Origin of the sequence: Nocardioides dongkuii (genome assembly GCF_014127485.1) — a bacterium.
Taxonomy (GTDB): Bacteria; Actinomycetota; Actinomycetes; order Propionibacteriales; family Nocardioidaceae; genus Nocardioides; species Nocardioides dongkuii.
Map to the genome: position 1 here is coordinate 1,989,290 of NZ_CP059903.1, position 26,197 is coordinate 2,015,486.

Genomic DNA, 26,197 nt, shown 5'->3' on the forward strand with positions numbered 1-26,197 from the left:
CGTCGCATCGTAGGGTGCCTCGACAACACGACTCGGAGGTGTCTTGATGCTCGGCTCGTCCGACGTTCCGCTCAGCCGGCGCCACGACCTGGCGATGCTGGACCTGGACGGGGTGGTCTACGTCGGCGGCGACGCCGTCCCGGGTGCTCCCGGGCACCTGGACCGGGCGCGCGGGGACGGGATGCGGCTGGCCTTCATCACCAACAACGCGGCCCGCCCCCCGGGGCGGGTGGCCGCTCACCTGCGCGAGCTCGGCGTCGCGGCCGAAGAGACGGACGTGGTGACCTCCGCGCAGGCCGCGGCGCAGGTGCTGGCGGAGCGGCTGGACCCGGGCGCCCGGGTGGTGCTGCTCGGCACGGACGGGCTGCGCGAGGCGCTCACCGAGCGCGGGTTCGTCCCGGTGGACGTCGAGGACGACGCGGAGGCCCTGGTCAGCGGCTACGGCCCCGACGTGCTGTGGCGCGACGTGATGCGGGCCGCGGTGCGGATCCGCGAAGGGCTGTGGTGGGTGGCGAGCAACCGCGACCACAGCATCCCGACGGCGTACGGCGTGGCCCCGGGCCACGGCGTGCTGGTGGAGACCATCGAGCGGTTCAGCGGCGTGACCCCGGTCGTCGCCGGCAAGCCGGAGCGGCCGCTGCTCGAGGAGACGGTGCGACGCGTCGGCGGGGAGCGTCCGCTGATGGTCGGCGACCGGCTCGACACCGACATCGAGGGCGCCCGCAACGCAGGGGTCGACTCGCTGCTCGTGCTGACCGGCGTCACCGGTCTGGCCGAGCTGGTGGCCGCGCGTCCCCAGGAGCGCCCGACGTACGTCTCGGCGGACCTCGGCGGGCTCTCGGAGCCCTGTGCGTCCCCCGAGCTCGCGGACGGTGAGGCGGTGCTTGGCGGCTGGCGGGCCCGGTCAGAGGGCGGGCGGCTGGTCGTCGAGGGCGACGGCGCGCCCGACGACTGGTGGCGAGCGGTGGCCGTCGCGGCCTGGGACCACCTGGACCGCACCGGCGAGGTCCTCGACACGGCGGACGTCGCGATAGCCTCGACCCCATGAGCCAGGACCCCTCGACGGACGACGTGACTGCTCCGGCGGACGTGTCGGCGGACGTGTCCGCAGACGACCAGGGGGTCCGCACCGGGGTGGAGCAGGTGGACGCGGTGCTCGCGGCGATCGCCCAGCTCGAGGAGCGGCCGATCGAGGAGCACGTCGGGGTCTTCGAGGCGGCGCACGAGCAGCTGCGGCGCGCCCTCGACGTCCCGAACGACGCGCGCTGAGCGCGGGCGCACCGTGCCCCCTCGCCGCCTGCGCCTGGATGCCGAGCTGGTCCGCCGAGGACTGGCCCGGTCGCGCGAGCACGCCACCGAGCTGATCGCCGCGAAGCGGGTCAAAGTCCAGGGTGCGGTGGCGACCAAGCCCGCGACCGGGGTCACGACCGACGTCGCGCTGGTGGTGGTCGACGACCCGGACCGGCCCGACTACGTCTCCCGGGGCGGCCACAAGCTCGCGGGCGCGCTGGCGGCCTTCGGCGCGGAGGGACTGCAGGTCCGCGGTCGGCGCTGCCTCGACGCGGGGGCGTCGACGGGCGGGTTCACCGACGTGCTGCTGCGGCACGGTGCGGCCCAGGTGGTGGCCGTGGACGTGGGGTACGGCCAGCTGGCGTGGCCGATCCGGCAGGACGAGCGGGTGGTGGTGCACGACCGCACCAACGTCCGCGACCTCACGCCGGAGCTGATCGGCGGCCCGGTCGACCTGGTGGTCGGCGACCTCTCCTTCATCTCCCTCGAGCTGGTCCTGGACGCGCTGCTCGGCGTCACCAGCCCGGACGGCGACCTCGCGCTGATGGTCAAGCCGCAGTTCGAGGTCGGGAAGGACCGGGTCGGCAAGGGCGGCGTGGTCCGGGACCCGGCGCTGCGGGCCGAGGCGGTGTCGTCGGTCGCTGCCGCGGCGGCGCGGCGCGGCTGGGGCGCGCGGTCGGTGACCGTGAGCCCGCTGCCCGGACCGTCGGGCAACGTCGAGTTCTTCCTGTGGCTGCGGCGGGGGCCGGCGACGGTGACCGACGACGACGTCCACCGCGTCGTGCAGGGTGCCGCGTCCTTGGGGGTCCCGGGTGAGAGGGTGGACCCATGACCAGCCCACGGCGTGTCCTGATGCTGGCCCACACCGGCCGCGACGACGCGCGCGAGGTGGCGCTGGCCTGCTGCAAGGCCCTGACCGGGCACGGGATCGTGGTCCGGCTGATCGAGTCGGAGGCCCGCGACCTCGGGCTCGACCCCGCGGCGTACGACCCGCCGATCGAGCTGACCGCCGCCGAGGCGGACGCCAGCGAGGGCTGCGAGCTCGCGCTGGTGATCGGCGGCGACGGCACGATCCTGCGCGCCGCGGAGATCACCCACGGGGCCGGCACCCCGGTCCTGGGCGTCAACCTGGGGCACGTCGGGTTCCTCGCCGAGGCCGAGCACGACCACGTGGAGTCCACGATCGACGCGATCGTCGAACGCCGCTACGTCGCCGAGGACCGGATGACGCTGGAGGTCCTGGTCTACCGCGACGGTGAGTGCGTGAGCCGCACCTTCGCGCTCAACGAGGCCAGCGTCGAGAAGGCCTCGCGCGAGCGGATGCTCGAGGTCGTCGTCGAGGTCGACGGACGGCCGCTGTCCCGGTGGGGCTGCGACGGCGTGGTGTGCGCGACGCCGACCGGGTCGACCGCCTACAACTTCAGCGCCGGCGGCCCGGTGGTCTGGCCGGAGGTCGAGGCGCTGCTGATGGTGCCGATCAGCGCGCACGCGCTGTTCGCCCGACCCCTCGTGGTCGCACCCACCTCGGTGCTGGCCGTCGAGCTGCTCGCCCGCACCGACGGGGCGGGCGTGCTCTGGTGCGACGGCCGGCGGGCCTTCGACCTGCCACCCGGTGCCCGGATCGAGGTACGCCGCGGCGAGACGCCGGTGCGCCTGGTCCGGCTGCACGAGGCGCCGTTCACCGACCGCCTGGTGCGCAAGTTCGGCCTCCCGGTCGAGGGCTGGCGCGGCTCGGCCGAGCGCCGGCGTCGGCAGGAGCCCGATGCTTGAGGAGATCCGGATCGGCTCGCTCGGCGTCATCGACGCCTCGGTCCTGGAGCTGGGTCCCGGGCTGACCGTGATCACCGGTGAGACCGGTGCCGGCAAGACCATGATCGTGACCGCCCTGGGCCTGTTGCTCGGCGGCCGGTCCGACAGCGGCGCCGTGCGCTCCGGCGCCCGGACCGCCCGCGTCGAGGGCGTCGTGCACACCGCGGACCTGCCCGACTTCGCCGCCGCGGTCGAGGACGCCGGGGGAGCCGTCGAGGACGACCGGGTGGTGCTCGCGCGCAACGTCTCCGCCGAGGGGCGCTCCCGGGCGTTCGTCGGCGGGGCGACGGTCCCGGTGGCCACGCTGGCGCAGGTCTCGGAGTCGCTCGTCGCCGTCCACGGGCAGTCCGACCAGCACCGGCTGCTCCAGGCCCGCGCCCAGCGCGAGGCGCTGGACCGCTTCGGCGGGCAGCCCTTGGCGGCGCTCGCCGCGGCGTACACCGCCCTGCACGACCGGCTCGACGCCACCGAGCGCGAGCTCGCCGAGGTCGTCGCCACGGCGCGTGACCGGGCGCGGGAGGCCGACCTGCTGCGGTTCGGGCTGTCCGAGGTCGAGGCGGTGAGCCCCGAGCCGGGGGAGGACGCCGCGCTCTCGGCCGAGGAGGCGCGCCTCGGGTTCGCCGACACGCTGCGCACCGCGGCCGAGCAGGCCCGGGAGGGGCTCTCCAGCGAGCACGGCGACCCCGACGCGCTCGCGACCGCGTCGGCGGCCCGCACCGCGCTCGACGGGGTGCGCGAGCACGACGCCGAGGCCGGCGAGCTGGCCGACCGGCTGGCCGAGGTCACCTACCTGCTCTCCGACGTCGCCGCCGACGTCGCGTCGTACGCCTCCCGGCTCGAGACCGACCCCGCGCGGCTGGCCACGGTGTCCGAGCGCCGGGCGGCGCTGACCGCGCTCACCCGCAAGTACGGCGACACGATCGACGAGGTCCTGGCGTGGGCCGAGCAGTCGTCCCGGCGGCTGCTCGACCTCGACGGCACCGACGAGCGGATCGAGGAGCTGCGTGCCGAGCAGCAGGCGGTGCGCGAGCAGCTCGCCGAGGCCGCCGGTGCCCTCTCCGCAGCGCGCACCGAGGCCGCCGGCCGGCTGGCCGAGGCGGTGACCGCCGAGCTGACGACGCTCGCGATGCCGCACGCCCGACTGAGCGTCGAGGTCCGGCAGCACGAGGTCGCCGCGCCCGAGAGCCTGACCCGCGGCGCCCCGCTCCGGGTCGGGAAGCGCTGGCTGCGGCACGCGGCCTCCGGGGTCGACGAGGTCGAGCTGCTGCTCGCCGCCAACCGCGGGGCCGACCCCCGGCCCCTGCACAAGGGCGCGTCGGGCGGCGAGCTCTCCCGCGTGATGCTGGCGCTCGAGGTCGCGCTCGCCGGCACCAGCCCGGTGCCGACGTTCGTCTTCGACGAGGTCGACGCCGGCGTCGGCGGCACCGCCGCGGTCGAGATCGGCCGGCGGCTCGCGCAGCTCGCCCGCACCGCGCAGGTGCTCGTCGTGACCCACCTGCCCCAGGTCGCGGCGTACGCCGACCGGCACGTGGTGGTCGAGAAGTCCAGCGACGGCTCGGTCACCAGCTCCGGCCTCACGGTGCTCGACGAGGAGCAGCGGGTCAGCGAGCTCTCCCGGATGCTCGCCGGCATGGCCGACTCCGACACCGCACTCGCGCACGCCCGCGAGCTGCTCGAGGTCGCCGGGCCGGCCCGCGCCCTGCACTGACCCGCCGACCCGTGGCGGGGGCCGTGACATCGCCCACGCCGACGCGCCCGGCCGGGCGGGGTCCGGAGGCCCGCGGGGGCGGTTTGTGACACTGGACCGGTCATGAGACTCCCCACCCGCACGCACCCCACGACCGACCTCCCGGGCATCTCCGGGACCCTCCGGACGGGCCGCCAGGCGGCCGCTGTCGCCGCTCGGCTCCGCCCCGGTGACGTCGCCGTCATCGACCACGTCGACCTCGATCGGAACGCCGCCCGGGCGCTCGTCGACGCCGGAGCGGCGGCGGTCCTCAACGCGCAGCCGATGATCTCCGGCAGGTTCCCGAACCTGGGCCCCGAGGAGCTGATCGCGGCCGGAGTGCCGATGGTCGACGCGCTCGGCACGGACGGCCTCGCCGCCCTCACCGACGGCAGGACGGTCCGGGTCCACGACGGCCGGGTGTACGCCGAGGGGCCCGACGGCGCGGTCCTCGCGGCCGGCCGCGCCCTGGACGACGAGACGATCGCCGCCGAGCTCGCCGCGGCGCGGTCCGGCCTGGTCACCCAGCTGGAGTCGCTGACCCGCACCAGCACCGAGCTGCTGCGCCGCGAGCAGGACCTGCTGCTGCACGGCCAGGGGATCCCGCGGACCGCGACCCGGTTCGCCGGCCGCTCCACGATGGTCGTGGTGGGCGGCCCGGAGCTGCGCGCCGAGCTGGACGCCGTACGCCCCTACCTGCGTGAGCAGGAGCCGGTGCTGGTCGCCGTCGGTCGAGCCGCCGACGAGCTGCACGCCCGCGGGCGGCGTCCCGACGTGGTGGTCGTCGACGGCGCGGACGAGGCCGACCGGCCCAGCGTGGCCGTGCTCAAGGCCGCCCGCGACGTGGTCGTCCGCGTCGACCCGGGGAGGCCGAGTGGGGCGGAGAGCCTGGAGCGGCTCGGCGTCCGCCCGCTGGTCTTCACCACGAGTGCGACGGCCGAGGACGCCGCGCTGCTGCTCGTCGACGCCGGCGACGCCGCCCTGGTCGTGGGCGTGGGCCTGCACGCCAGCCTCGAGGACTTCCTCGACCGCGGGCGCGGCGGCCTCGCCAGCACCTACCTGACCCGGCTCCGGCTCGGCGCCCGTCTCGTCGACGCCTCCGCCGTCCCGCGGCTGTACTCCGGCCGCGTCCGTCCCGTCCACCTGCTCCTGGTCATGCTGGCTGGCCTGCTGGCCCTGCTCGCCGCGGTCTCCGTGACCCCGGTGGGCCAGGAGTGGATCGACCAGCTGGCCGACGTGCTCGGTCTGGGAGGTGCGCTGTGATCACCTACCGCCACCACGTCATGTCGCTCGTCGCGGTCTTCCTGGCGCTGGCCGTCGGGATCGTGCTGGGCGGGGGACCGCTCAGCGAGATCGGCCGTGCGGACGACGCCACCGCGCCGGCCGCCGAGCGCCGGGCCGACGAGACCCAGCGGGCCGCGGCCCTCGGCGACGAGTTCGCCGGCGAGGCCGCCGCCACGCTCTACGCCGACGGCCTGGAGGCGCACCCCACCGCGCTGCTCACCATGCCCGGGGTCGACGAGGAGCAGGCGGCGGCGGTGACCGCGCAGGTGCAGGCGGCCGGCGGCACCGTGTCCGGGCGCTACGACGTCCGCGAGGCGCTGCTCGACCCCACCGAGCGCACCCTCGTCGACACGCTCGGCAGCCAGCTGCTGACCCAGCTGCCCGAGGGGCTCGTCGACACCGAGGCCCCGACGTACGTCCGGATGGGCCAGCTGATCGGGGTCGCGGCCGCCTCGACCGTGCCCGCGGGCGAGGAGGCGGACGGCGACACGAGCGCGATCCGCGAGAGCCTGGTCGGCGCGGACCTGCTCACCTCCGTCGACCCGGACGCCGGCCGCGCGCCCCTGGTGCTGGTGCTGCTCGGCGACGACGCGGACGCCGACCTGGTCGCGGGCCTGCTGGACGGGCTCGCGCAGACCTCGGCCGGCGTGGTCGTGGCGGGCGACACGACGTCGGGCCGTGCCGGTGGCGACCTGGAGCTGCTGCGTGCGAACGCCGTGTCCGAGGAGGTCAGCACCGTCGACGGGGTGGAGCGGACGCTCGGCCAGGTGACCGCGGTGCTGGCCCTGATCCGCGAGCTGGACGGCGCCGGAGGCTCCTTCGGGGCGTCTGGTGCAGAGGGAGCCGTCCCTCTCGGATAGCATGGAGTTCCGTGAGACCCGGCGCCCCCACCAAGCATGTGTTCGTCACCGGAGGCGTCGCCTCCTCGTTGGGAAAGGGACTCACGGCTTCGAGCCTGGGTCGGCTGCTGCGCTCGCGCGGCCTCCGGGTGACCATGCAGAAGCTCGACCCCTATCTGAACGTCGATCCGGGGACGATGAACCCGTTCCAGCACGGCGAGGTCTTCGTGACCAACGACGGCGCCGAGACCGACCTCGACATCGGGCACTACGAGCGGTTCCTCGACACCGACCTCAACCAGATCGCCAACGTGACGACGGGGCAGGTCTACTCCAGCGTCATCGCCAAGGAGCGCCGCGGCGACTACCTCGGTGACACCGTGCAGGTGATCCCGCACATCACCAACGAGATCAAGGACCGGATCCGCGCCATGGCCGGCGAGGGTCCGGACCAGGTCGACGTGGTGATCACCGAGGTCGGCGGCACGGTCGGCGACATCGAGTCGCTGCCGTTCCTCGAGGCCGCGCGCCAGGTCCGCCACGACGTGGGCCGCGACAACTGCTTCTTCATCCACGTCTCGCTGGTGCCCTACATCGGCCCGTCGCGGGAGCTGAAGACCAAGCCGACCCAGCACTCCGTGGCCGCGCTGCGCCAGGTCGGCATCCAGCCGGACGCGATCGTGTGCCGCGCCGACCGCGAGCTGCCGGAGGGCATCAAGGGCAAGATCGCGCTGATGTGCGACGTCGACACCGAGGCCGTCATCACCTGCGCCGACGCGCCGTCGATCTACGACATCCCGAAGGTGCTGCACCGCGAGGGCCTGGACGCCTACGTCGTACGCCGCCTCGACCTGCCGTTCCGCGACGTCGACTGGACGGTGTGGGACGACCTCCTCCGCCGGGTGCACCACCCCAAGGAGGAGGTCACCATCGCCCTGGTCGGCAAGTACGTCGACCTCCCGGACGCCTACCTCTCGGTCGTGGAGGCGCTCCGCGCCGGCGGGTTCGCGCACGAGGCGAAGGTGAACCTGCGCTGGGTCGCCTCCGACGAGTGCCGGACCCCGCAGGGGGCCGCCAAGCACCTCGCCGACGTCGACGCGGTCTGCGTGCCCGGCGGCTTCGGCATCCGCGGCCTCGAGGGCAAGCTCGGCGCGCTGACCTTCGCGCGCACCCACGGCATCCCGACCCTCGGCCTCTGCCTGGGCCTGCAGTGCATGGTTATCGAGTACTCCCGCACCGTGCTCGGCCTCGAGCGCGCCGGGTCCACCGAGTTCGACCCGGAGACGCCGGAGCCGGTGATCGCCACGATGGCCGAGCAGAAGGAGTACGTCGACGGCGCCGGCAACCTCGGCGGCACGATGCGCCTGGGCCTCTACCCGGCCGCGCTGCGCGAGGGGACGCTGGTGCGCGAGGCGTACGGCGCCCCGCTGATCGAGGAGCGCCACCGGCACCGCTACGAGGTGAACAACGCCTACCGCGACCAGCTCGAGGAGGCCGGCCTGGTCTTCTCCGGCATCAACCCCGAGCACGACCTCGTCGAGTTCGTCGAGCTGCCGCGCGACGTGCACCCCTACTACGTGGCGACCCAGGCGCACCCCGAGCTGCGCTCCCGCCCGACCCGGCCGCACCCGCTGTTCGCGGGACTGGTCGGCGCGGCGCTCGAGCGGCAGCGCGAGCTGCGGTTCCCGATCGACGAGAGCGGCCTGCGCCGCGATCCGGAGCCGGCGCTCGACGACTGAGCCGGGACGGGGCCTCGTACCGGCCGCGATAGGTACGTTCGGCTACGCCTGAACGACGCTCGGCCGGGCGTCGGTCGTGCAAGGACCAGGCGCTCGACCAGTGCCGTCTAGTTGATCTCCACCTCGACCAGATCCCAGTTGCGGGGGCTGGCAGTCACCAGGGTCTCAGCGAGTGGCCGCCGGAAGAGCAGGTGCCGGAACGACGCCAGACCGTCCCCGAAGGTCTCGGGAGAGACGATCACGTCGGAGGCGGACGTGAGGGCACTAGCGACGATCGGTGCCTCGTTCTCGCTGACGGGCAGCCACTTCCAGCGGCCACAGCGTCCGCAGGTCGAGCCGGTCCGCTCGCCCTCCTGTTCGCCGTGCCGGGCTCGCACAGCGTTCGCGAGCTCGTCGTTCCGGTGCCATGGGTCGGCCGTCTGCGTGGGGAGGACCTGCCGCGCTCCGGTCGGACCCACACGCGGCGTGTGCACCTCGCCCAGGTGGACGCGGAAGCGTTCCGAAATGATGGGAGCGAGTCGTTCCGAAAGGCAGACGACGTCGAAGAGCCAGTTCGGCATCCAGACGTCGGCCGTCGGGAACGCGCTGCCCTGCATGACGAGTGCGCCTGACTGCTCCACCAGCGGAGTGCCGCAGCCCCGACACCATCCGTCGTCGCCGTACATCGGTCCCAGGCCGTAGGAGTCCTCAGGCCACGGCCACCCCGGCGTGAATCGCGCGGAGATGGCCACCCAGTCAGCCGACGGTTGCTCCACCGGAACATCATCAAGGCCAACGAGACGAATATCAGGCTCATCCGCGTGGGCGCGACACCCGGATCTCGCGGTGCCCGGTGCGGACCGGCACGACCGGTGGCGCGGTCCATGAGGAGGCCCTCGCGAGCGGCTGGCGGGCCGGTGGGCACGGATTACGGTGACAACGTGCTGGGTGTCGGCCTCGAGGGCCAGGACGACCTCCCCTTCGCGGCGGCGCAGGGGGGCCTACCTGCGCTCCCAGCTCTACCCCGGCGACCCCGCATGGAGCGACGCCGTCACCGCCCTGGACGCCGCCGTCGAGCCGATGGCCACGGTCGAGTCGAAGTAGGGCCCTCATCCACGCGACCGTCCGACCCCGTCAGCGGCGTTCCGTCAGCCGGAAGCTCGTCCTGACGACGAGACCTCGCACCTCATGGCCGCCGCACCTATCTGCCGCGATTGACGTTGATTGCGCCGCATACTCATGGAGTGGCTGCCCGCTTCGACCTATCAGATCTCCCTGCTGCTTTTCGCGAGCAACTCCACTCGCTTCAAGTCGGCGACGAGATTCTCTTGGTCGAGGGCGGAAAAGAGGTGGGCGCTGTCGTTGCGTTGCCACGAGTGCTCGTCGGGCAGGTGATTCCAGCAGCGGTGAGCCGTCCCGATCCGCAGGTGAATAGTCGGCCGGGGGTGAAGGTCGTGGCAACGGGGATGAAGGTCGACGAGCGGGTGCGGGCGTACCTGTCGGCGGCATTGGGCGACGACTTCACGGTGGTGGACATCAGGACTGCGCCGGAGACGATCGACGTGCTCCTCGTTCCACCCTTGAGCGGGCAGGCGCTGGGCATTCTGCGGGCCGAGTTCCCCTCAGCGCGGCTCATCGTGACGGAGCTCGACGACCCGGAATCTGGTACGTGGATCGCTGGACCGGTCACCCGCGCCATGGCGGCGGGAGCGGATGCTTACCTGGTTCCAGCGACAGTGGCAGGTCTTGCCGCCGAGGTTCGCGTGATCGTCGAAGGTCGCGATGATCGAGCCTTGTCGTCCGGCAGCCATCGGAAGCGGGCGGTGCTCCAGCTCGAGACGGATGCCTGATGCCCCGCTGTGTAGGTCGCGCGTAGGTACCTGCTCATGCCGCGCCCCTCGACTCACTGGCTGACGACCGATCCGCGCGGATCGCGGCCGTTGCCGGCGTTCTAGAAGGTGAAGTCCCTCGGCGCGCCTTCACCCACGCGACCATCCACTGCCTCGCGCAAGATGTCCGCGTGACCCGTATGGCGGGCGTACTCCTCGATCATGTCCAAGAGCATCGAGCGGACTGTCGGAGTGCGCCCGTCCGGCCAGGTGAAGGCCGCGGGTCCGTCGAGACCGCGCTCGTTGATCACGTCGGCGACGATCTCGCGCGAGCGCCCGACCGCGTCTCGCCAGAGTGCGTAGACATCCTCGGGAGTGTCCAGCGCCCCGGTGCGCCATTCCCAGTCAGGATCGGCGTCGAAATCGACGGCGTCCCACGGGGGGCCGTACTCCTGGCCGGCGAGCTTGACAGCCAGCCAGTCTGCCTCGACCAGCGCCACATGCTTGACGAGACCACCCAAGGTCATCGCGCTCGCGGCAGTGGTGGCGCTCAAGCCCTCCTGCTCGAGATCCGAGGTCTTCCACGCGAAGGTCCGCCGGTTGCGCTCGAGAACCGACAGCAGGGACTCGGCCTCGGCGGTGACCGAGGGCGAGGGCTGGGAGTCGCCGTCACTCATGATCGAAGCGTAGCCATCAGCTTTCGGTTGCCGCTCGTGACAATTGCCAGATCGATCGTAGGTACCAGAGGTAGGGCCGCTCGTCGCCGAGGAAAGAGAGACGAAGCTTCCTCAGACCGAGGCGGTCGAGGGCAGCGCACGAGGACCGCTCTCCTGGGAGGACGCGAAAGGCATGCGCGGCCAGTGGCCACTCGTCGAGGAGCCAGGCGTTCACCACCTCGGCCACGACCTCGGCCAGACCGGTGTCCTGTTGATCTTGGCGGAGCCAGAAAGTGACCATCGCTGAGTGGAGCGGTGTGTCGTCGACGAGCTGGCGTGGCGCCTCGACGCGTAGGAGGTAAAGAGAACCGGTGCTCGACGACGCGGCCATGGTTCCAGCGAGGTACGTCGCGGTCGGCGACCCGCTCACCGCGGCTTCCGCCATGGCGGCGTCGACTCGTGCCAGGGCCCGGAGCACGACGGCCGCGTCGAGCGCGACCCGGTTCGGGACGTCGTGCAGGACCCCCGCGTGGCCTCAGACGGCTTCGAGGACGAAGAAGAGGAAGCAGATGAACGACCGGCCCTCCGCGAGGCCCGGGGGCAGCACCTCCGGGGGAGTGTCCGGCGCCGGAGGTGGCTCGCTGATGGTGGCGATGCGGAACCCCGCGGCAGCGAAGGCGTCGGCCATGGCGTGCAGCGGGCGGTGCCAGAAGGTCAGCCACGTCACCTGCCCGTCGAACCTGAAGTCGTCGGAGTACTTCGTCACCGCGAAGTAGTCGGCCTCGGGAAAGACGATCCGGTAGGTGGCGGGGTGGTTCACCGAGACCATCAGCCGCCCGCCGGGCCTCAGCACCCGTCGCAGCTCCGCGAGGGGGCCGGCCCAGTCCTCCAGGTAGTGCAGGACGAGCGATGCGACGACGTCGTCGAACTCGGCGTCGGCGAACGGCAGCGGCGCGCCGAGGTCCGCGACGTGGAGGTCGGCGTCCTCGCCCAGCCTCTGGCGGGCCAGGTCGATCATGGCGGCACTCGCATCGAGACCGGTGACGAGGGCGCCCCGGTCGCGCAGCGCTGCCGACAGCGGCCCGGAGCCGCACCCCGCGTCCAGGACCCGGCGGCCGGAGACCTCGCCGGTGAGGCCGAGCATCGCGGGCCGCTCGTAGTAGGCGTTGAACAGGTTGATCTCGTTCTCGGCCGAGTAGGCGCGCGCGAAGCCGTCGTAGTCGCTGGTCACGTGGATCAGTCTTCCCAGGCAGCTCAGGCCGCGCGGGCCCGCAGCATCCGGGAGAGCCGGTCGGCGCCCATCAGCAGCATCGCCCGCACGGGAGCCGGTACGTCGGACTCGGCCACCGAGCGGGCGCGCTCGAGGACGTCGTCGTCGGCGAGGGTGGGGTAGCTCGCCCGCACCAGCGACATGGTGCCGAGCAGCCCGCCGCGCGGCAGCGAGGTGATCTCGTCGAACCAGCGGTGCGCCCAGGGGAGCAGCAGCTCCTCCTGGCCGGGTCGCCAGAACCGGGTGGCGACCTCGGCGGTGAGCCCGCCCGCCGGCACCGACCTCTCGGTGAACAGCGCCGCCCAGGCCGCGGCCTTGCCGGCCTCGTCGGCCGCGGCGGCGCGGACCCCGATCGCCCGGATCGGAGCCTCGGGATCGGGGTCGTGCTTGAGCAGCCGCTGCACCTCGTCCTCGACCGCGTGCCCGAGCTCCGCGCGCCGGGCCAGGTAGCGCCAGGCGAGGTCGGTGTTCTCGGCCGCGGCGCCGTCGAGGATCGCGAAGTGGTCCTCGCGGGTGGCGCTGGCCGCCAGGGCGCGGAGGCCCGCGCTGCGCAGCCCGGCACGCTGCGCGATCCCGACGGCGACGTCGGCGAGGCGCTCCTGCACCGCGGCGAGATCGGCGGTCGGCAGCCAGCGCTCGACGACCGACTGCGTCCGGCCGAGGAACGACTCGACCACGGCGGGGGAGTCCTCGTGCTCGAGCACGCCGATCAGGCAGTCGGCGACGGTCCGCGCCGGCGCCTCGCCCTTGAACAGCAGGTCCCACGCCGTGGCGACCGCCACCGCACGGGACAGCGCGTCCGGCAGGTCGCCGGCGGAGGCGAGCAGCGCGCGCGTCGACGCCTCGTCGGCCCGGGTCGCGGCGAACGTCTGGTCGCCGTCGTTGACGAGGTGCAGGTCGGCGTCGGGCAGCGTGACCTGCGCCCGGTCGCCCACGAGCTCGACCGAGGTGCTGGCGATCCGCTCGAGGCGGTCGCCGTCGCGGCGGAAGGAGCCGATGGCGAGGCGGTGCGGGCGGGGGAGCCCGCCGTCGGGCGACGTGCCGACGAGCTGGTCGCCCTGCAGCACGAGGGTGTCGGTGCCGGCGCGGTCCAGCCAGGTCACCGTCCAGTCCTCGAGGTCGCGCCCCGAGGCCTCGCCGACCGCGCGGACGAGGTCGGCCAGGGTGGTGTTGCCCCACGCGTGCTCGGCGAAGTACGCCTGCAGCCCGCGCGTGAACGCCTCCTCCCCGACGTACTCGACGAGCTGGCGGAGCACCGCCTGGCCCTTGTAGTAGGTGATGCCGTCGAAGTTGGCCATCGCGTGCGCGACGTCCGCGACCTCGGTGCGGATGGGGTGCGCCGCCGGGCTCATGTCCTCGTCGTAGCCGGCCAGCTTCTCGGCCGCGAGGAACGTCGCCCAGGCGTCGGTGTGCTCGGTCGCCGAGGCCATCGCCCAGGTGGCCGCCCAGGACGCGAACGCCTCGTTGAGCCACAGGTCGTCCCACCAGCGCATGGTGACCAGGTCGCCGAACCACATGTGCGCCATCTCGTGCAGCACGAAGGCGGCCGTCCAGTACCGGTCGTCGGGCGTCGGCTCGGAGCGCGGGAGGAGGTCGTCGCCGTGGGTGACCGAGCCCCAGTTCTCCATCGCGCCGCCCATGTTGGGCACGAAGACCTGGTCGTAGCGCTCCTGGGGGAACGGCGTTCCGAACCGCTCGCCGAAGAACGCCAGGCCCTGCTCGGTGATGGTGAACAGGTCCGCGGCGTCGCGCTCGAGGACCGGTCGCAGCGACTGGCGGCAGTACAGCCCGAGGTCGTGGTCCCCACGGCGCTTGCGGATCTCGTGGAACGGCCCCGCGTTGACCACGACGACGTACGTCGAGAGCGGCGGGGTGTCCGGGAACGCCCAGGTGCGGCCGCCCGCACCGTCCGTCGCGTCCGCCACGGGTCCCGGCGCCGAGCAGCTCAGGACCGTCCAGTCCGCCGGGGCGTGCACGGTGAACGCGTGCGGCGCCTTGAGGTCGGGCTGGTCGAAGCACGCCCACAGCCGCCGGGCCTCGTCGGGCTCCAGGGAGGTCCAGACGTAGACGAGGTCGTCGGTGGCGTCGACCGTGCGCAGGATGCCCTGGGCCTCGCCGGTGTTGTCCTGGTCCAGCGCGACGACCAGGACGTTCTGGTCGGCGAGGCCGGTCAGCGGCAGCCGCCCGCGCTCGAGGGCCGCGAGGTCGAGGGGCTCGCCGTTCAGCGTGGCGCTGCGGACCTCGCCCACGACGTCGACGAACGTGCTCGCGCCAGGTCGGTGGCACCGGAAGGTCACCGTCGAGACCGACGACCACCGCTCGCCGGCCAGCAGCCCGCGGAGGTCGACCTCGATGTCGTAGCGGTCGACGGCGAGCAGTGCCGCGCGCTCCTCGGCCTCGGCCCGGGTCAGGCTGTGCGGCTCCTGCGGATCCTGCTGCTCGCTCATGGCGACACGCTACCGTCGCGCACATGTCGACCCCGGAGCTTTCCGACCAACCCGAGGAGTGGCCGGTCTCGGCCACCCGCGACCTGCACCGCGGCGACTGGGTGGTGGCGCTGCGCGCCGACGACGTACGACGTCCGGGCGACCCCGACGGCGAGCCGTTCACCCGGTTCGTGCTCGAGCACCCGGGCGCGGTGGTGGTGCTGGCGATCGACGACGACGAGCGGGTGCTGTGCCTGTGGCAGTACCGCCACGCGGCCCGGCACCGGCTGGTCGAGCTGCCCGCCGGCCTGTGCGACGCGGAGGGCGAGGAGCCGCTGGACGTCGCCCGGCGCGAGCTGCGGGAGGAGGCGCTGCTCGAGGCCTCGGAGTGGACCCACCTGACCTCGGTCTGGCCCTCGCCGGGCATCACCGCGGAGGTGCAGCACCTCTACCTCGCCCGCGGCCTGCGCGAGGTCGACCGCGGCGACTTCGTGCTCGAGCACGAGGAGGCGGACATGACGACGGCGTGGGTGCCGTTCGCCGACCTGCTCGCCGCGGTGCTGGCGGGTCGCGTCGCGGACGCGCCCCTGGTCACGGCGATACTGGCTGCGCAGGCGCGCGGCCTGGCAGGGTCCGAGCGCTCCACGAGTCGAGGAGGACAACGGTGAAGGTCGGCGTCCCGAAGGAAGTCAAGAACCACGAGTACCGCGTGGCGATCACCCCGATCGGGGTGCACGAGCTGGTCGCGCACGGGCACGAGGTGGTGGTCGAGGCGGGCGCCGGGGTCGGCTCCTCGATCCTCGACGAGGAGTACGCCGCGGCCGGCGCGACCATGGTCGCGACGCCCGAGGAGGCCTGGGGCACCGACGGCGGGGTCGACCTGGTGCTCAAGGTGAAGGAGCCGGTCGCCGAGGAGTACCCCCGGATGCGGGAGGGGCTGACCCTCTTCACCTACCTGCACCTGGCCGCCGACAAGCCGCTGACCGAGGAGCTGATGACCCGCCGGGTCACCGCCCTCGCCTACGAGACGGTGCAGCTGCCCTCGGGCGGGCTGCCGCTGCTCTACCCGATGTCGGAGGTCGCCGGCTGCCTGGCGCCCCAGGTGGGCGCCCACTCGCTGCTCAAGGCGCAGGGCGGCCGGGGCGTGCTGATGGGGGGCGTCGGCGGCGTCGCCAACGCCAAGGTCGTCATCATCGGCGCCGGCGTCTCGGGCCAGAACGCCGCGAACATCGCGCTCGGCATGGGCGCCGACGTGACCCTGCTGGACACCGACCTGGACAAGCTGCGGCTCTCGTTCTGGCGCTACAACAACCGGGTGCACGGGCTGGCCTCCTCGCGCCTCGCGATCGAGCAGCAGGTCACCGAGGCGGACCTGGTCATCGGCGCGGTGCTGATCCCGGGCGCCGCGGCCCCGAAGCTGGTCTCCAACGACCTCGTCGCGGCGATGAAGCCGGGCTCGGTGCTCGTCGACATCGCGGTCGACCAGGGCGGCTGCTTCGAGGACACGCACCCGACCACGCACGCGGACCCGACGTACGAGGTGCACGGCTCGACGTTCTACTGCGTGGCGAACATGCCCGGCGCGGTGCCGAACACCTCGACGTACGCCCTCACCAACGCGACCCTGCCGTACGCCGTGGCGCTGGCCGACAAGGGCTGGGCCCGGGCCTGCCGCGACGACCGGTCGCTGGCGCTGGGGCTGAACACGCACGCGGGACGGCTGACCAACGCGCCCGTCGGCGAGGCCGTCGGCATCGACGCGGTCGACCTCCAGGGCGCGCTCGAGGAGGCCCTTGCCTGACGTGAAGGGCGCTGACGTGAAGGGCGCTGACCTGGCCCGCGCCGTCCGGACCTACCTCGACCACCTCTCGGTGGAGCGCGGTCTCGCCGCCAACACGCTGACGTCGTACCGCCGCGACCTGCGCCGCTACCAGGAGTACCTCGCCTCGGTCGGCATCGGAGACCTCGCCGCGGTCTCGGAGGCGAACGTCAGCGGTTTCCTGATGCGGCTGCGCGAGGGCGACGCCGACCACCCGCCGCTGAGCTCGACGTCCGCGGCGCGCACGGTGGTCGCGGTGCGCGGCTTCCACAAGTTCGCGGTCTCCGACGGGCTGGCCGCGACCGACCCGGCGAGCGCCGTGAAGCCCCCCGCGCCCGCGAAGCGGCTGCCCAAGGCGCTGCCGCTCTCCGACGTGGAGGCGATCCTGGAGGCCGCGGGCGCACCGGACACGGTCCTGGCGCTGCGGGACCGGGCGCTGCTGGAGGTGCTCTACGGCACCGGCGCGCGGATTTCCGAGGCCGTCGGCCTCGACGTCGACGACCTCGACGTCCCCGTCAGCGGGGAGGACGCCGTCGGCACGGTGCTGCTGCGCGGCAAGGGCGGCAAGGAGCGGATCGTGCCGGTCGGGTCCTACGCCCGGGCCGCGGTCGAGGCCTACCTCGTGCGCGCCCGCACCGAGCTGGTGGCCGCGGGCAAGGGCACGCCGGCGCTGTTCCTCAACGCCCGCGGCGGGCGGCTCTCCCGGCAGTCGGCGTGGGCCGTGCTGCAGCGCGCAGCCGACCGCGCCGGGGTGACCCGCGACGTCTCGCCGCACACCCTGCGGCACTCGTTCGCCACGCACCTGCTCGACGGCGGGGCCGACGTCCGCGTCGTCCAGGAGCTGCTCGGGCACGCCTCGGTCACGACCACCCAGGTGTACACGCTGGTCACCGTCGACAACCTCCGCGAGGTCTTCGCGACCGCCCACCCCCGGGCGCGTGACTGATGGCGGGTGGCGCCAGGGAGGATGGGGCCATGAGCCGCGCCGTCCGTCATCCCTCGGACGACCCGGCGCGCGCATGAGCGACGTGCTCGACGACGTCACGTCGTACGCCGCGGGGCTCGGCCTGGAGCTCTACCCGCACCAGGAGGAGGCGGTCCTCGAGCTGCTCTCCGGCAACAACGTCGTGCTCGCGACCCCCACCGGGTCCGGGAAGTCGCTGGTCGCGGTGGCCGCGCACAAGGCGGCGATGGCGACCGACCGGGTGTCGTTCTACACCGCGCCGATCAAGGCGCTGGTGAGCGAGAAGTTCTTCGCGCTCTGCGAGGTCTTCGGCGCCGACGACGTCGGCATGCTGACCGGCGACGCGGCGGTGAACCCCGACGCGCCGATCATCTGCTGCACCGCCGAGGTGCTGGCCAACATCGCGCTGCGCGAGGGGAGCCGCGCCGACGTCGGCCTGGTCGTGATGGACGAGTTCCACTTCTACGGCGAGCCGGACCGGGGCTGGGCCTGGCAGGTGCCGCTGCTGGAGCTGCCGCAGGCCCAGTTCCTGCTGATGTCGGCCACCCTCGGCGACGTCACCGAGCTGGCCGCCGACCTGACCCGGCGCAACGGCCGCGAGACCGCAGTGGTCGACCAGGCCGAGCGGCCGGTGCCGCTGCTGTTCTCGTGGTCGCTCGACCCGCTGCCCGAGCGGCTGGAGGAGCTGGTCACGACCGGCCAGGCGCCGGTGTACGTCGTGCACTTCACCCAGGCCGCCGCGGTCGACCACGCCACCTCGCTGCTGAACGCCGGGTGGATCCCGAAGCCCGAGGGGATGACCGAGCGGCTCGCCGAGGTGCGCTTCGCCGCCGGGTTCGGCAAGACGCTGTCCAAGCTGCTCAAGCGCGGCATCGGCGTCCACCACGCCGGGATGCTGCCGCGCTACCGCCGCCTGGTCGAGCAGCTCGCCCAGCAGGGCGCCCTGTCGGTCATCTGCGGCACCGACACCCTCGGCGTCGGCATCAACGTGCCGATCCGCACGGTGCTCTTCACCGGGCTGGCGAAGTTCGACGGCAACCGCCAGCGGGTGCTCCGGTCGCGGGAGTTCCTCCAGATCGCCGGGCGGGCGGGCCGCGCGGGCTTCGACACCGCCGGGTACGTCGTGGTCCAGGCGCCCGAGCACACCATCGAGAACGAGCGCGCCAAGGCCAAGTCGGAGGCGAAGAACGCCGCGAACCCGAAGAAGAAGAGCAAGGCGCAGCTGCGCAAGCCGCCCGAGGGCTCGGTGGTGTGGACCGAGCAGACCTTCGACAAGCTGGTGTCCGGCACGCCCGAGCCGCTGGTCTCGCGGATGAAGGTCGACAACGCGATGCTGCTCAACGTCGTGGCCCGCGAGGAGGACGCGTTCCCGGTGCTGCGGCGGCTGCTCACCGAGAACCACGAGGACCGGCGCCAGCAGCTGCGGCTCGCGCGGCGCGCGCTCCGGCTGGCCCGGTCCCTGCTGCACTCCGGCGTGCTGACCCGGCTGCCCGAGCTCGACGAGTACGGCCGCCGGTACGTGCTCACCGTCGACCTGCCCGCCGACTTCGCGCTGAACCAGCCGCTGGCGCACTTCGCGCTGGCCGCGCTCGACGTCCTCGACGTGGAGGCCGACGACCACGACCTCGACATCGTCTCGGTGATCGAGGCCGTGCTGGAGGCGCCCCGGCAGGTGCTGATGGCCCAGCAGTGGACGGCGCGCGGCGAGGCCGTCAACGAGATGAAGGCCGACGGCATCGAGTACGACGAGCGGATGGCGCTGCTCGACCAGATCACCTGGCCGCAGCCGCTCGCCGAGCTGCTCGGGGTGACGTACGAGATCTACCGCCAGTCGCACCCCTGGCTGCCGGAGGACGCGCTCGGCCCGAAGTCGGTGGTCCGCGAGATGTACGAGCAGGGGATGTCGTTCACCGACTTCGTCTCCCGCTACCAGCTGGCGCGCTCCGAGGGCCTGGTGCTGCGCTACCTCACCGACGCCTACCGGACCCTGCGCCAGACCGTCCCCGAGAGCCACCGCACGCCCGGGCTCGAGGAGCTGATCGAGTGGCTGGGGGAGACGATCCGGCAGACCGACTCCTCGCTCCTCGACGAGTGGGAGGCGCTCAACGACCCCGACCACGTGCGCCGCGACGTCGCCCTGCACGAGCCGCCGCCCCCGCCGCGGCCGCTGTCCCGGCAGGGCCGGGCGTTCATGGTGATGGTCCGCAACGCGATGTGGCGCCGGGTCGAGCTGGTGGCGCGCGACGATCTCGACGGGCTGATGGCCCTGGAGCGGGCCGCCGCCGACCGCACCGACCCCCCGCGCGCCGTCGCGATGACGCGCTCGGCCTGGGACGCCGCGATCGAGGACTACTACGCCGAGCACGACCGGGTCCTGCTCGACGCCGACGCGCGCGGCCCGCGGCTGCTGGTGGTCGAGGAGGCGACCGGCACGCCCGCCGGCGTCGAGGACGACGTCAGCGCGCGCCTGTGGCGGGTCCGGCAGACCCTGCACGACCCGGAGGGCCACCACGACTGGGTCGTCGAGGCGACCGCCGACCTCGACGCCACCGACGAGGCCGGCGAGCTGGTGCTGGCCACGACCGCCTTCCGCCGGCTCGACTGAGCGCGCCTGCGGACACAAGCGCCGACTCGGCGTCGGTGAGTCGGCGCGAATGTCCGCACAGCCGCGCGGTGCGTAGGGTCTGGGCATGAGCGAGGTGCAGACGAACCACAACCGGGACCAGCAGCGCTACGAGGCCCACGTGGACGGCGAGCTCGCCGGCTTCGCCGAGTACGTCGTGGACGGCGACCGGGTCGTGTTCACCCACACCGAGGTCGACGACCGGTTCGAGGGCCAGGGCGTGGGGTCCGCGATCGCGCGGGCCGGGCTCGACGACGTCCGCGCCCAGGACGGCCGCTCGGTCGTCCCGCGGTGCGAGTTCATCCGCGGCTGGATCGACAAGCACCCCGAGTACGCCGACCTCGTGGCGTCCTGAGACCGGCTCCGGCACCCCGGCGTTCCTCCACAGATTGCTCCACAGGCAGGCCCCTGCCTGTGCACCTGACCGGGGAGAAGTGCACAGCCGCGCCCTCCGGACGGTGCATGACGACGGTGTCCCGCAGCCCGGGTTGTGGGCCGTCGGACCCGGCACCTAGGCTCGCGCGGAAGTCCGCCCCCGTGTCGTCGTGTCGACAATTGTCCGGGGCTCCGGAGAGGCAGACTGGACGTACCACCGCTGGTGGGACGACGAGCGAGGAGCGGTCGAATGGCTGATGGCGCGACGTACCCCGGACCGGGCGGCAGCGCCGCTCCGCAGATGCCCCCGCTCGTCCGCCCACCCGCCCCGCCCGGCACCGCCCCTGAGACCGGAGAAGAGTCCTCCTTGACCCAGCCCCTGCCGTTCGAGCGTCCCGCGCCCGAGCCCGCGAAGCTCGGACCGACGGGTCGTCCGATGCCCGTGCTGCCCGAGCCCACGCCGGTGGCCGAGCACGGCCACGCGCGCGTCATCGCGATGTGCAACCAGAAGGGCGGGGTCGGCAAGACCACGACGACGATCAACCTCGGCGCCTCGCTGGCCGAGTACGGCCGCCGGGTGCTGCTCGTCGACTTCGACCCGCAGGGCTCGCTGTCGGTCGGCCTCGGGCTGAACCCGCACGAGATGGACCTCACCGTCTACAACCTGCTGATGGAGCGCGACGTCGACGTCCACGACGTGATCGTGCCCACCGGCGTCGAGGGCATGGACCTGCTGCCCTCCAACATCGACCTCTCCGCCGCCGAGGTGCAGCTGGTCCACGAGGTCGCCCGCGAGCAGACCCTGCAGCGGGTGCTGGCCCCGGCCATCGCCGAGTACGACGTGGTCCTCATCGACTGCCAGCCGTCCCTGGGCCTGCTCACCGTCAACGCGCTCACCGCGAGCAACGGCGTGATCGTGCCGCTGGAGTGCGAGTACTTCGCGCTGCGCGGCGTGGCGCTGCTCAAGACCACCATCGACAAGGTGCGCGAGCGGCTCAACCCGCGCCTGGAGATCGACGGGGTGCTCGGCACCATGTTCGACGGCCGCACGCTGCACAGCCGCGAGGTGATGGACCGGCTGGTCCAGGCGTGGGGCGACAAGGTCTTCCACACCGTCATCCGGCGCACCGTGAAGTTCTCCGACTCCACGGTCGCGGGCGAGCCGATCACGTCGTACGCCTCGGCGTCCGCGGGCGCCGAGTCCTACCGCCAGCTGGCCAGGGAGGTGCTCGCGCGGTGCCCCGACGCGTGAGCCTGCCGTCGGCCGACGACCTGTTCCGGCCGACGGTCGAGGGGGAGGAGCCGCCGAAGTCGGTGCGCGCCGTCCCCGACCGCCCCGAGCCCGACGACGCCGTCGCCGAGGAGCCCGAGGGCCGCAAGCGCCCGAGCGGGCGGGTGCGCCACGACGAGAAGATGACCGTCTACGTCACCTCCGACGAGCTGCTCGACATCGAGCACGCCCGGCTCGCCCTGCGCCGGGGCCAGGGGCTCGCGGTGGACCGCGGCCGGCTCGTGCGCGAGGCACTGGCGCTGGTGCTGGCCGACTACGAGGAGAACGGCGACGACAGCGCGCTGGTCCGCCGGCTGACCGAGGGATGAGCGTCGACACCACCGAGCAGACCCCCGGCTTCGAGCTGCACCTCGACAACTTCGAGGGCCCGTTCGACCTGTTGCTGAGCCTCATCGCCAAGCACAAGCTGGACATCACCGAGGTGGCGCTCTCCCAGGTCACCGACGACTTCATCGCCCACGTCAAGGCCGGCGGGCCGGTGTGGGACCTCGAGCAGACGACGTCGTTCCTGCTGGTCGCCTCGACGCTGCTCGACCTCAAGGCCGCCCGGCTTCTTCCGCAGGGCGACGTGGAGGACGAGGAGGACCTCGCGCTGCTCGAGGCGCGCGACCTGCTGTTCGCGCGCCTGATGCAGTACAAGGCGTTCAAGGCGGTCGCCAAGGTGCTGGAGACCCGGCTCGCGGGGGAGTCGCGACGGCACCCGCGCGCCGTCGGGCTCGAGGACCGGTTCGCGAGCCTGCTGCCGGAGGTGCTGATCGGGATCGGGCTCGAGCAGTTCGCGGCCCTGGCGGCACGGGCGCTGGAGCCCAAGCCGGTGCTCGAGGTGAGCCTCCAGCACATCCACGCCAACACCGTCAGCGTCCGCGAGCAGGCCGGCATCGTGGTCGACCGGCTCCGCCGCAGCGGCACCCTGACCTTCCGCGCCCTGTGCGGCGACTCGCCCGACACCCTCACCACCGTGGCCCGGTTCCTCTCCCTGCTCGAGCTGTTCCGCGAGGGCGCGGTCGCCTTCGACCAGGTCACCCCGCTCGGCGAGCTCACCGTCCGCTGGACCGGCGCCGACGACGTCGACGCCGAGGACCTGGTCACCGACGAGTTCGAGGGCGCGCCGCCGGAGCCCGCGGCCGTCGTACCCCCTGCCGACGACGAGAAGAACGAGGACCTGTGAGCGAGACCCACGAGAGCGACGAGCGGCTCGCGGTGCCGGTGACGGCGCTGCGGCCGTCCCTGGAGGCGGTGCTGATGGTCGCCGACCAGCCGTTGGACGTCTCCGCGCTGGCGGCCGCGGTCGGCTACCCGGTCCCGGAGGTGGTCGCGGCGCTCGAGGCCCTGGCGACGGAGTACGACGAGCAGGGCCGCGGGTTCGAGCTGCGCAACGTGGCCGGCGGGTGGCGCTACTACACCCGCGAGGAGTACGCCGTGGTCGTCGAGGGCTTCGTGCTCGAGGGCCAGCAGGCGCGGCTGACCCAGGCCGCGCTGGAGACGCTCGCGGTGGTCGCCTACAAGCAGCCGATCTCGCGGGCCCGGGTCTCCGCGATCCGCGGCGTCAACGTCGACGGCGTGATGCGCACCCTGCTCACCCGCGGGCTGGTCGAGGAGGCCGGCCAGGACCACGAGACCGGCGCCAACCTCTACCGGACCACCGGCTACTTCCTGGAGCGGATCGGGGTCACCTCGATCGAGGAGCTGCCCGAGCTGGCGCCCTACCTGCCCGACATGGACGACCTCGAGGACGAGCTGGCCGAGATGGCGGCGCCGACGCCGCTCCCCGAGCCGGAGCCGGAGGCCACTCCCGAGGCCACCCCCGAGGCCACCCCCGGGGTCACCCCGGAGCCGCCGCCGGCGGCCCCGGCGCACCACCCGTCGCCGCACAGCGGCGACGGCACCGAACCAGACGGCGGGACGGAAACGGCATGAGCGACGGGATCGAGACCGACGAGGACGGCCTGATCAGGCTGCAGAAGCTGCTGGCGATGTCCAACGTCGCCTCGCGCCGCAAGTGCGAGGAGCTGATGCTGGAGGGCGCGGTCGAGGTCGACGGCGAGGTCGTCACCCGGCTCGGCACCAAGGTCGACCCGCGCACCGCCGTCATCCGGGTCAAGGGCAAGCGGCTGCCGCCGGTCTCGGAGAAGGTCTACCTCGCGGTCAACAAGCCCCGCGGCGTGGTCTCGACGATGTCGGACCCGGAGGGCCGCCGCACGCTGCAGGACCTGGTCGCCGACCGGCCCGAGCGGCTCTTCCACGTGGGCCGCCTCGACACCGACACGGCCGGGCTGATCATCCTGACCAACGACGGCGACTTCGCCCAGCGCCTCGCGCACCCGTCGTACGAGGTGGAGAAGACGTACGTCGCGGAGGTCGAGGGCGAGATCTACCGCCGCACCCTGAAGTCGCTGCTGGACGGCGTCACCCTGGACGACGGGCCGGTCACGGTGTCGCGGGTGCGGATGATCGAGGCCGGCAAGACCAAGTCGATCGTCGAGCTGGTGATCCACGAGGGCCGCAACCGGATCGTGCGGCGGCTGATGGAGCACCTCGGCCACCCGGTCCGCCGGCTGACCCGCACCCAGATCGGCCCGGTGGTGCTGAAGGGCCTGCTCTCCGGCGAGGTGCGGGACCTGACGCTGGACGAGCTCGGCGAGCTGCTGGACCGCGCCAAGCTGTAGCCGCGGCTACCGTGGGTCCGTGGCCGGCGTCCCCGCCCCGCTCGCGCCGTACGTCTCCTCGCTGGTGGCCTACGACGTCGACACGGGAGTGCCCGGGGTGCACCGCGGGCTGCCGTCGACGGCCCTGACCCTGGTGCTCCCCGTCGGGGAGCCGCTCGACGTGGCCTGGGCGGGCCGGCCGGACACCCGCACGGTGGGGTGGTCCAGCGTGTCGGGGCTGCACACGCTGCCCGCCGAGATCCGGCACGGCGGGGTCCAGCGGGGTGTCCAGCTCGGCCTGACCCCGCTGGGCGCCCGGGTGCTGCTCGGGGTGCCGGCCGCGGACCTCGCCGGCGAGCTGCTCGAGGTCGGGGAGATCGCGCCCGGCCTCCGCCACCTGCCCGAGCAGGTCGCCGGGGTGCCGTACGGCGCCCGCGCCGCCGTCGTCGCGGCCGCGCTCCTCGCGGTCGTGGCGCGCGCCGACGTCCGCGTCCCCAGGCCCGAGGTCGGGCGGGCGCTGGCCCGCCTGACCCGCGGGGTGGCCGTGCAGGCCGTCGCCGACGAGGTCGGCTACTCCCGGCGGCACCTCGCCACGCTGGTCCGTGCCGAGACCGGCGTCGCACCGAAGCAGCTGCAGCGCGTCGCTCGGCTCCAGCGCAGCCGCGCGATGGTGGGCCGCCGTCCGCTCGCGGAGGTGGCGACCGCCTGCGGGTACGCCGACCAGGCGCACCTCACCCGCGAGTGGACCGCGCTGGCCGGGTGCCCGCCGGCGACCTGGCTGCGCGAGGAGTTCCCGTTCGTCCAAGACGCCGAGCCGGCCGACGGCGCAGGCTGAGGGCATGAGCGCATCAGACATCCGACTCTGGCACACCCTGTCCTTCCGGGACGCCGACGCGATGATCGCGTGGCTGGCCGCGGTCGGCTTCACCGAGCACGCGACGCACCGCGACCAGAACGACCCCTCCGTCGTGGTGCACGCCGAGTGGCTGTGGCCAGGGGGCGGCGGGATCATGTTCGGCTCCCGGCGGCCCGACGCCGCCGTCGACAACGTCGGCACCTCCGCGGCGTACCTGGTCACCGACGAGCCGGACGCCGTCTTCGACCGGGCCGTCGCCGCCGGCGGGACCGTGCTGCGCCCGATGGTCGACCAGGAGTACGGCGGCCGCGGCGGCAGCGTCGCCGATCCGGAGGGCAACCACTGGTCGGTCGGGGACTACCAGCCTGAGTAGTGTTCGCGACGTGGCGACGAGAGCAGTGCGGGGCGCGACCCAGCTCGACGAGGACGACCGCGAGCAGATGCTCGAGCGGGTCGCGGAGATGGTCACCGACGTGATGACGTCCAACGGCCTGGAGGTCGACGACTTCATTTCCGTGATCTTCACCGCCACCTCCGACCTGGTCTCGGAGTTCCCGGCGTACGCCGCGCGCCGGCTCGGCTTCGGCGAGGTCCCGCTGATCTGCGCCCGCGAGCTCGAGATCGACGGCTCGATGCCGCGGGTCGTGCGGATGATGGCGCACGTCGAGACCGACCTGCCCCGCGCGGACATCACCCACGTCTACCTGCACGGCGCGGCCGCGCTGCGCTCCGACCTGACCCGCACGCGGTCGGTCCCGGACGAGTCCGATGGGTGAC

At 73.2% G+C, this 26,197-nt stretch carries 27 protein-coding genes; 22 read left to right on the forward strand and 5 right to left on the reverse strand.

The genetic code is table 11. From position 1 onward, the window contains the following. The first annotated feature begins 46 nt into the window (after positions 1-46). The 8 genes from H4O22_RS09595 to H4O22_RS09630 all read left to right on the forward strand — a co-directional run bounded on the left by H4O22_RS09595 (position 47) and on the right by H4O22_RS09630 (position 8,687). Positions 47-1,048 carry an HAD-IIA family hydrolase gene (locus H4O22_RS09595; RefSeq protein WP_182526750.1) on the forward strand — a complete coding sequence of 334 codons (1,002 nt, stop codon included), beginning with the start codon at positions 47-49 and terminating at the stop codon, positions 1,046-1,048. Then, entirely contained in the window at positions 1,045-1,269 is a 225-nt protein-coding gene (locus H4O22_RS09600) for a hypothetical protein (protein WP_182526751.1), read from the forward strand. The genes H4O22_RS09595 and H4O22_RS09600 overlap by 4 nt, the downstream gene beginning before the upstream one ends. 13 nt (positions 1,270-1,282) lie before the next feature. Then, positions 1,283-2,122, forward strand: a complete 840-nt coding sequence (locus H4O22_RS09605; protein ID WP_182526752.1) for a TlyA family RNA methyltransferase — start codon at positions 1,283-1,285, stop codon at positions 2,120-2,122. Continuing rightward, positions 2,119-3,060, forward strand: coding sequence for an NAD kinase (locus H4O22_RS09610; RefSeq protein WP_182526753.1), 942 nt, complete (start codon positions 2,119-2,121; stop codon positions 3,058-3,060). The genes H4O22_RS09605 and H4O22_RS09610 overlap by 4 nt, the downstream gene beginning before the upstream one ends. After that, on the forward strand, positions 3,053-4,807 hold the full coding sequence (recN, locus tag H4O22_RS09615) for a DNA repair protein RecN (RefSeq protein WP_182526754.1): 1,755 nt from the start codon (positions 3,053-3,055) through the stop codon (positions 4,805-4,807). The genes H4O22_RS09610 and recN overlap by 8 nt, the downstream gene beginning before the upstream one ends. Before the next feature lie 102 nt (positions 4,808-4,909). Further along, entirely contained in the window at positions 4,910-6,088 is a 1,179-nt protein-coding gene (gene steA / locus H4O22_RS09620; RefSeq protein ID WP_182526755.1) for a putative cytokinetic ring protein SteA, read from the forward strand. Then, the gene (locus H4O22_RS09625; protein ID WP_182526756.1) at positions 6,085-6,969 is read left to right on the forward strand and encodes a copper transporter; all 885 of its coding nucleotides are present in this window, start codon (positions 6,085-6,087) and stop codon (positions 6,967-6,969) included. Before steA ends, H4O22_RS09625 begins: the two co-directional genes overlap by 4 nt. Before the next feature lie 11 nt (positions 6,970-6,980). Next, a complete protein-coding gene (locus tag H4O22_RS09630) occupies positions 6,981-8,687 on the forward strand; it encodes a CTP synthase (RefSeq protein WP_182526757.1) in 1,707 nt (568 codons plus the stop codon). A gap of 107 nt (positions 8,688-8,794) precedes the next feature. Here the strand turns inward: H4O22_RS09630 and H4O22_RS09635 are convergent, their stop codons facing one another. Further along, complete coding sequence (locus tag H4O22_RS09635; protein WP_182526758.1) at positions 8,795-9,442, reverse strand: hypothetical protein; 648 nt, start codon at positions 9,440-9,442, stop codon at positions 8,795-8,797. Between the two features lie 468 nt (positions 9,443-9,910). Here H4O22_RS09635 and H4O22_RS09640 point away from each other — a divergent pair, with 468 nt between their 5' ends. Beyond that, positions 9,911-10,516: a hypothetical protein gene (locus H4O22_RS09640; RefSeq protein ID WP_182526759.1), complete on the forward strand. Its 606-nt coding sequence runs from the start codon at positions 9,911-9,913 to the stop codon at positions 10,514-10,516. A gap of 101 nt (positions 10,517-10,617) precedes the next feature. Here the strand turns inward: H4O22_RS09640 and H4O22_RS09645 are convergent, their stop codons facing one another. From H4O22_RS09645 to pepN, 4 genes are read right to left on the reverse strand one after another with little or no spacing between them, the layout of a single operon-like run. Then, positions 10,618-11,172 (reverse strand): DinB family protein, encoded by a 555-nt coding sequence (locus H4O22_RS09645; protein WP_182526760.1) that lies wholly within the window; start codon positions 11,170-11,172, stop codon positions 10,618-10,620. A 16-nt stretch (positions 11,173-11,188) separates the two neighbouring features. Beyond that, positions 11,189-11,629, reverse strand: coding sequence for a hypothetical protein (locus tag H4O22_RS09650; protein ID WP_182526761.1), 441 nt, complete (start codon positions 11,627-11,629; stop codon positions 11,189-11,191). Positions 11,630-11,686: 57 nt separating this feature from the next. Then, positions 11,687-12,382, reverse strand: coding sequence for a class I SAM-dependent methyltransferase (locus H4O22_RS09655; RefSeq protein ID WP_220451331.1), 696 nt, complete (start codon positions 12,380-12,382; stop codon positions 11,687-11,689). A gap of 23 nt (positions 12,383-12,405) precedes the next feature. Then, complete coding sequence (gene pepN, locus H4O22_RS09660; RefSeq protein WP_182526762.1) at positions 12,406-14,868, reverse strand: aminopeptidase N; 2,463 nt, start codon at positions 14,866-14,868, stop codon at positions 12,406-12,408. 23 nt (positions 14,869-14,891) lie between these two features. Between pepN and H4O22_RS09665 the strand changes: the two genes are divergently transcribed. From H4O22_RS09665 to aroH, 13 genes are all read left to right on the forward strand, one after another. Further along, on the forward strand, positions 14,892-15,515 hold the full coding sequence (locus tag H4O22_RS09665; protein WP_182526763.1) for an NUDIX domain-containing protein: 624 nt from the start codon (positions 14,892-14,894) through the stop codon (positions 15,513-15,515). Further along, positions 15,512-16,648 carry an alanine dehydrogenase gene (gene ald / locus H4O22_RS09670; protein WP_182526764.1) on the forward strand — a complete coding sequence of 379 codons (1,137 nt, stop codon included), beginning with the start codon at positions 15,512-15,514 and terminating at the stop codon, positions 16,646-16,648. Before H4O22_RS09665 ends, ald begins: the two co-directional genes overlap by 4 nt. Positions 16,649-16,664: 16 nt before the next feature. Next, complete coding sequence (xerD, locus tag H4O22_RS09675; protein ID WP_182526765.1) at positions 16,665-17,612, forward strand: site-specific tyrosine recombinase XerD; 948 nt, start codon at positions 16,665-16,667, stop codon at positions 17,610-17,612. Between the two features lie 73 nt (positions 17,613-17,685). Continuing rightward, complete coding sequence (locus tag H4O22_RS09680) at positions 17,686-20,235, forward strand: DEAD/DEAH box helicase (protein WP_182526766.1); 2,550 nt, start codon at positions 17,686-17,688, stop codon at positions 20,233-20,235. 85 nt (positions 20,236-20,320) lie between these two features. After that, on the forward strand, positions 20,321-20,608 hold the full coding sequence (locus H4O22_RS09685) for a GNAT family N-acetyltransferase (protein WP_182526767.1): 288 nt from the start codon (positions 20,321-20,323) through the stop codon (positions 20,606-20,608). A gap of 321 nt (positions 20,609-20,929) precedes the next feature. Continuing rightward, positions 20,930-21,880 (forward strand): ParA family protein, encoded by a 951-nt coding sequence (locus H4O22_RS09690; RefSeq protein ID WP_220451394.1) that lies wholly within the window; start codon positions 20,930-20,932, stop codon positions 21,878-21,880. Further along, positions 21,865-22,227 (forward strand): hypothetical protein, encoded by a 363-nt coding sequence (locus tag H4O22_RS09695; RefSeq protein ID WP_182526769.1) that lies wholly within the window; start codon positions 21,865-21,867, stop codon positions 22,225-22,227. The genes H4O22_RS09690 and H4O22_RS09695 overlap by 16 nt, the downstream gene beginning before the upstream one ends. Beyond that, positions 22,224-23,087 carry a segregation and condensation protein A gene (locus H4O22_RS09700; RefSeq protein ID WP_182526770.1) on the forward strand — a complete coding sequence of 288 codons (864 nt, stop codon included), beginning with the start codon at positions 22,224-22,226 and terminating at the stop codon, positions 23,085-23,087. Before H4O22_RS09695 ends, H4O22_RS09700 begins: the two co-directional genes overlap by 4 nt. Beyond that, positions 23,084-23,836 carry an SMC-Scp complex subunit ScpB gene (scpB, locus tag H4O22_RS09705; protein ID WP_182527264.1) on the forward strand — a complete coding sequence of 251 codons (753 nt, stop codon included), beginning with the start codon at positions 23,084-23,086 and terminating at the stop codon, positions 23,834-23,836. Before H4O22_RS09700 ends, scpB begins: the two co-directional genes overlap by 4 nt. Continuing rightward, positions 23,833-24,585, forward strand: coding sequence for a pseudouridine synthase (locus tag H4O22_RS09710; RefSeq protein ID WP_182526771.1), 753 nt, complete (start codon positions 23,833-23,835; stop codon positions 24,583-24,585). The genes scpB and H4O22_RS09710 overlap by 4 nt, the downstream gene beginning before the upstream one ends. Positions 24,586-24,604: 19 nt before the next feature. Next, positions 24,605-25,399 (forward strand): helix-turn-helix domain-containing protein, encoded by a 795-nt coding sequence (locus tag H4O22_RS09715; RefSeq protein WP_220451332.1) that lies wholly within the window; start codon positions 24,605-24,607, stop codon positions 25,397-25,399. A 4-nt stretch (positions 25,400-25,403) separates the two neighbouring features. Beyond that, positions 25,404-25,793 carry a VOC family protein gene (locus H4O22_RS09720; RefSeq protein ID WP_182526772.1) on the forward strand — a complete coding sequence of 130 codons (390 nt, stop codon included), beginning with the start codon at positions 25,404-25,406 and terminating at the stop codon, positions 25,791-25,793. Positions 25,794-25,803: 10 nt separating this feature from the next. After that, a complete protein-coding gene (aroH, locus tag H4O22_RS09725) occupies positions 25,804-26,196 on the forward strand; it encodes a chorismate mutase (protein ID WP_182526773.1) in 393 nt (130 codons plus the stop codon). The last annotated feature ends 1 nt before the right edge of the window (position 26,197 follow it).

What these genes read in the sequence shown, in the direction of transcription:
- H4O22_RS09595 (WP_182526750.1), top strand. Translation starts at nt 47, where the DNA reads ATGCTCGGCTCGTCCGACGTTCCGCTCAGCCGGCGCCACGACCTGGCG.
- H4O22_RS09600 (WP_182526751.1), top strand. Translation starts at nt 1,045, where the DNA reads ATGAGCCAGGACCCCTCGACGGACGACGTGACTGCTCCGGCGGACGTG.
- H4O22_RS09610 (WP_182526753.1), top strand. Translation starts at nt 2,119, where the DNA reads ATGACCAGCCCACGGCGTGTCCTGATGCTGGCCCACACCGGCCGCGAC.
- recN (WP_182526754.1), top strand. Translation starts at nt 3,053, where the DNA reads ATGCTTGAGGAGATCCGGATCGGCTCGCTCGGCGTCATCGACGCCTCG.
- steA (WP_182526755.1), top strand. Translation starts at nt 4,910, where the DNA reads ATGAGACTCCCCACCCGCACGCACCCCACGACCGACCTCCCGGGCATC.
- H4O22_RS09645 (WP_182526760.1), bottom strand. Translation starts at nt 11,172, where the DNA reads ATGAGTGACGGCGACTCCCAGCCCTCGCCCTCGGTCACCGCCGAGGCC.
- pepN (WP_182526762.1), bottom strand. Translation starts at nt 14,868, where the DNA reads ATGAGCGAGCAGCAGGATCCGCAGGAGCCGCACAGCCTGACCCGGGCC.
- H4O22_RS09665 (WP_182526763.1), top strand. Translation starts at nt 14,892, where the DNA reads ATGTCGACCCCGGAGCTTTCCGACCAACCCGAGGAGTGGCCGGTCTCG.
- H4O22_RS09680 (WP_182526766.1), top strand. Translation starts at nt 17,686, where the DNA reads ATGAGCGACGTGCTCGACGACGTCACGTCGTACGCCGCGGGGCTCGGC.
- H4O22_RS09685 (WP_182526767.1), top strand. Translation starts at nt 20,321, where the DNA reads ATGAGCGAGGTGCAGACGAACCACAACCGGGACCAGCAGCGCTACGAG.
- H4O22_RS09690 (WP_220451394.1), top strand. Translation starts at nt 20,930, where the DNA reads ATGCCCCCGCTCGTCCGCCCACCCGCCCCGCCCGGCACCGCCCCTGAG.
- H4O22_RS09700 (WP_182526770.1), top strand. Translation starts at nt 22,224, where the DNA reads ATGAGCGTCGACACCACCGAGCAGACCCCCGGCTTCGAGCTGCACCTC.
- H4O22_RS09710 (WP_182526771.1), top strand. Translation starts at nt 23,833, where the DNA reads ATGAGCGACGGGATCGAGACCGACGAGGACGGCCTGATCAGGCTGCAG.
- H4O22_RS09720 (WP_182526772.1), top strand. Translation starts at nt 25,404, where the DNA reads ATGAGCGCATCAGACATCCGACTCTGGCACACCCTGTCCTTCCGGGAC.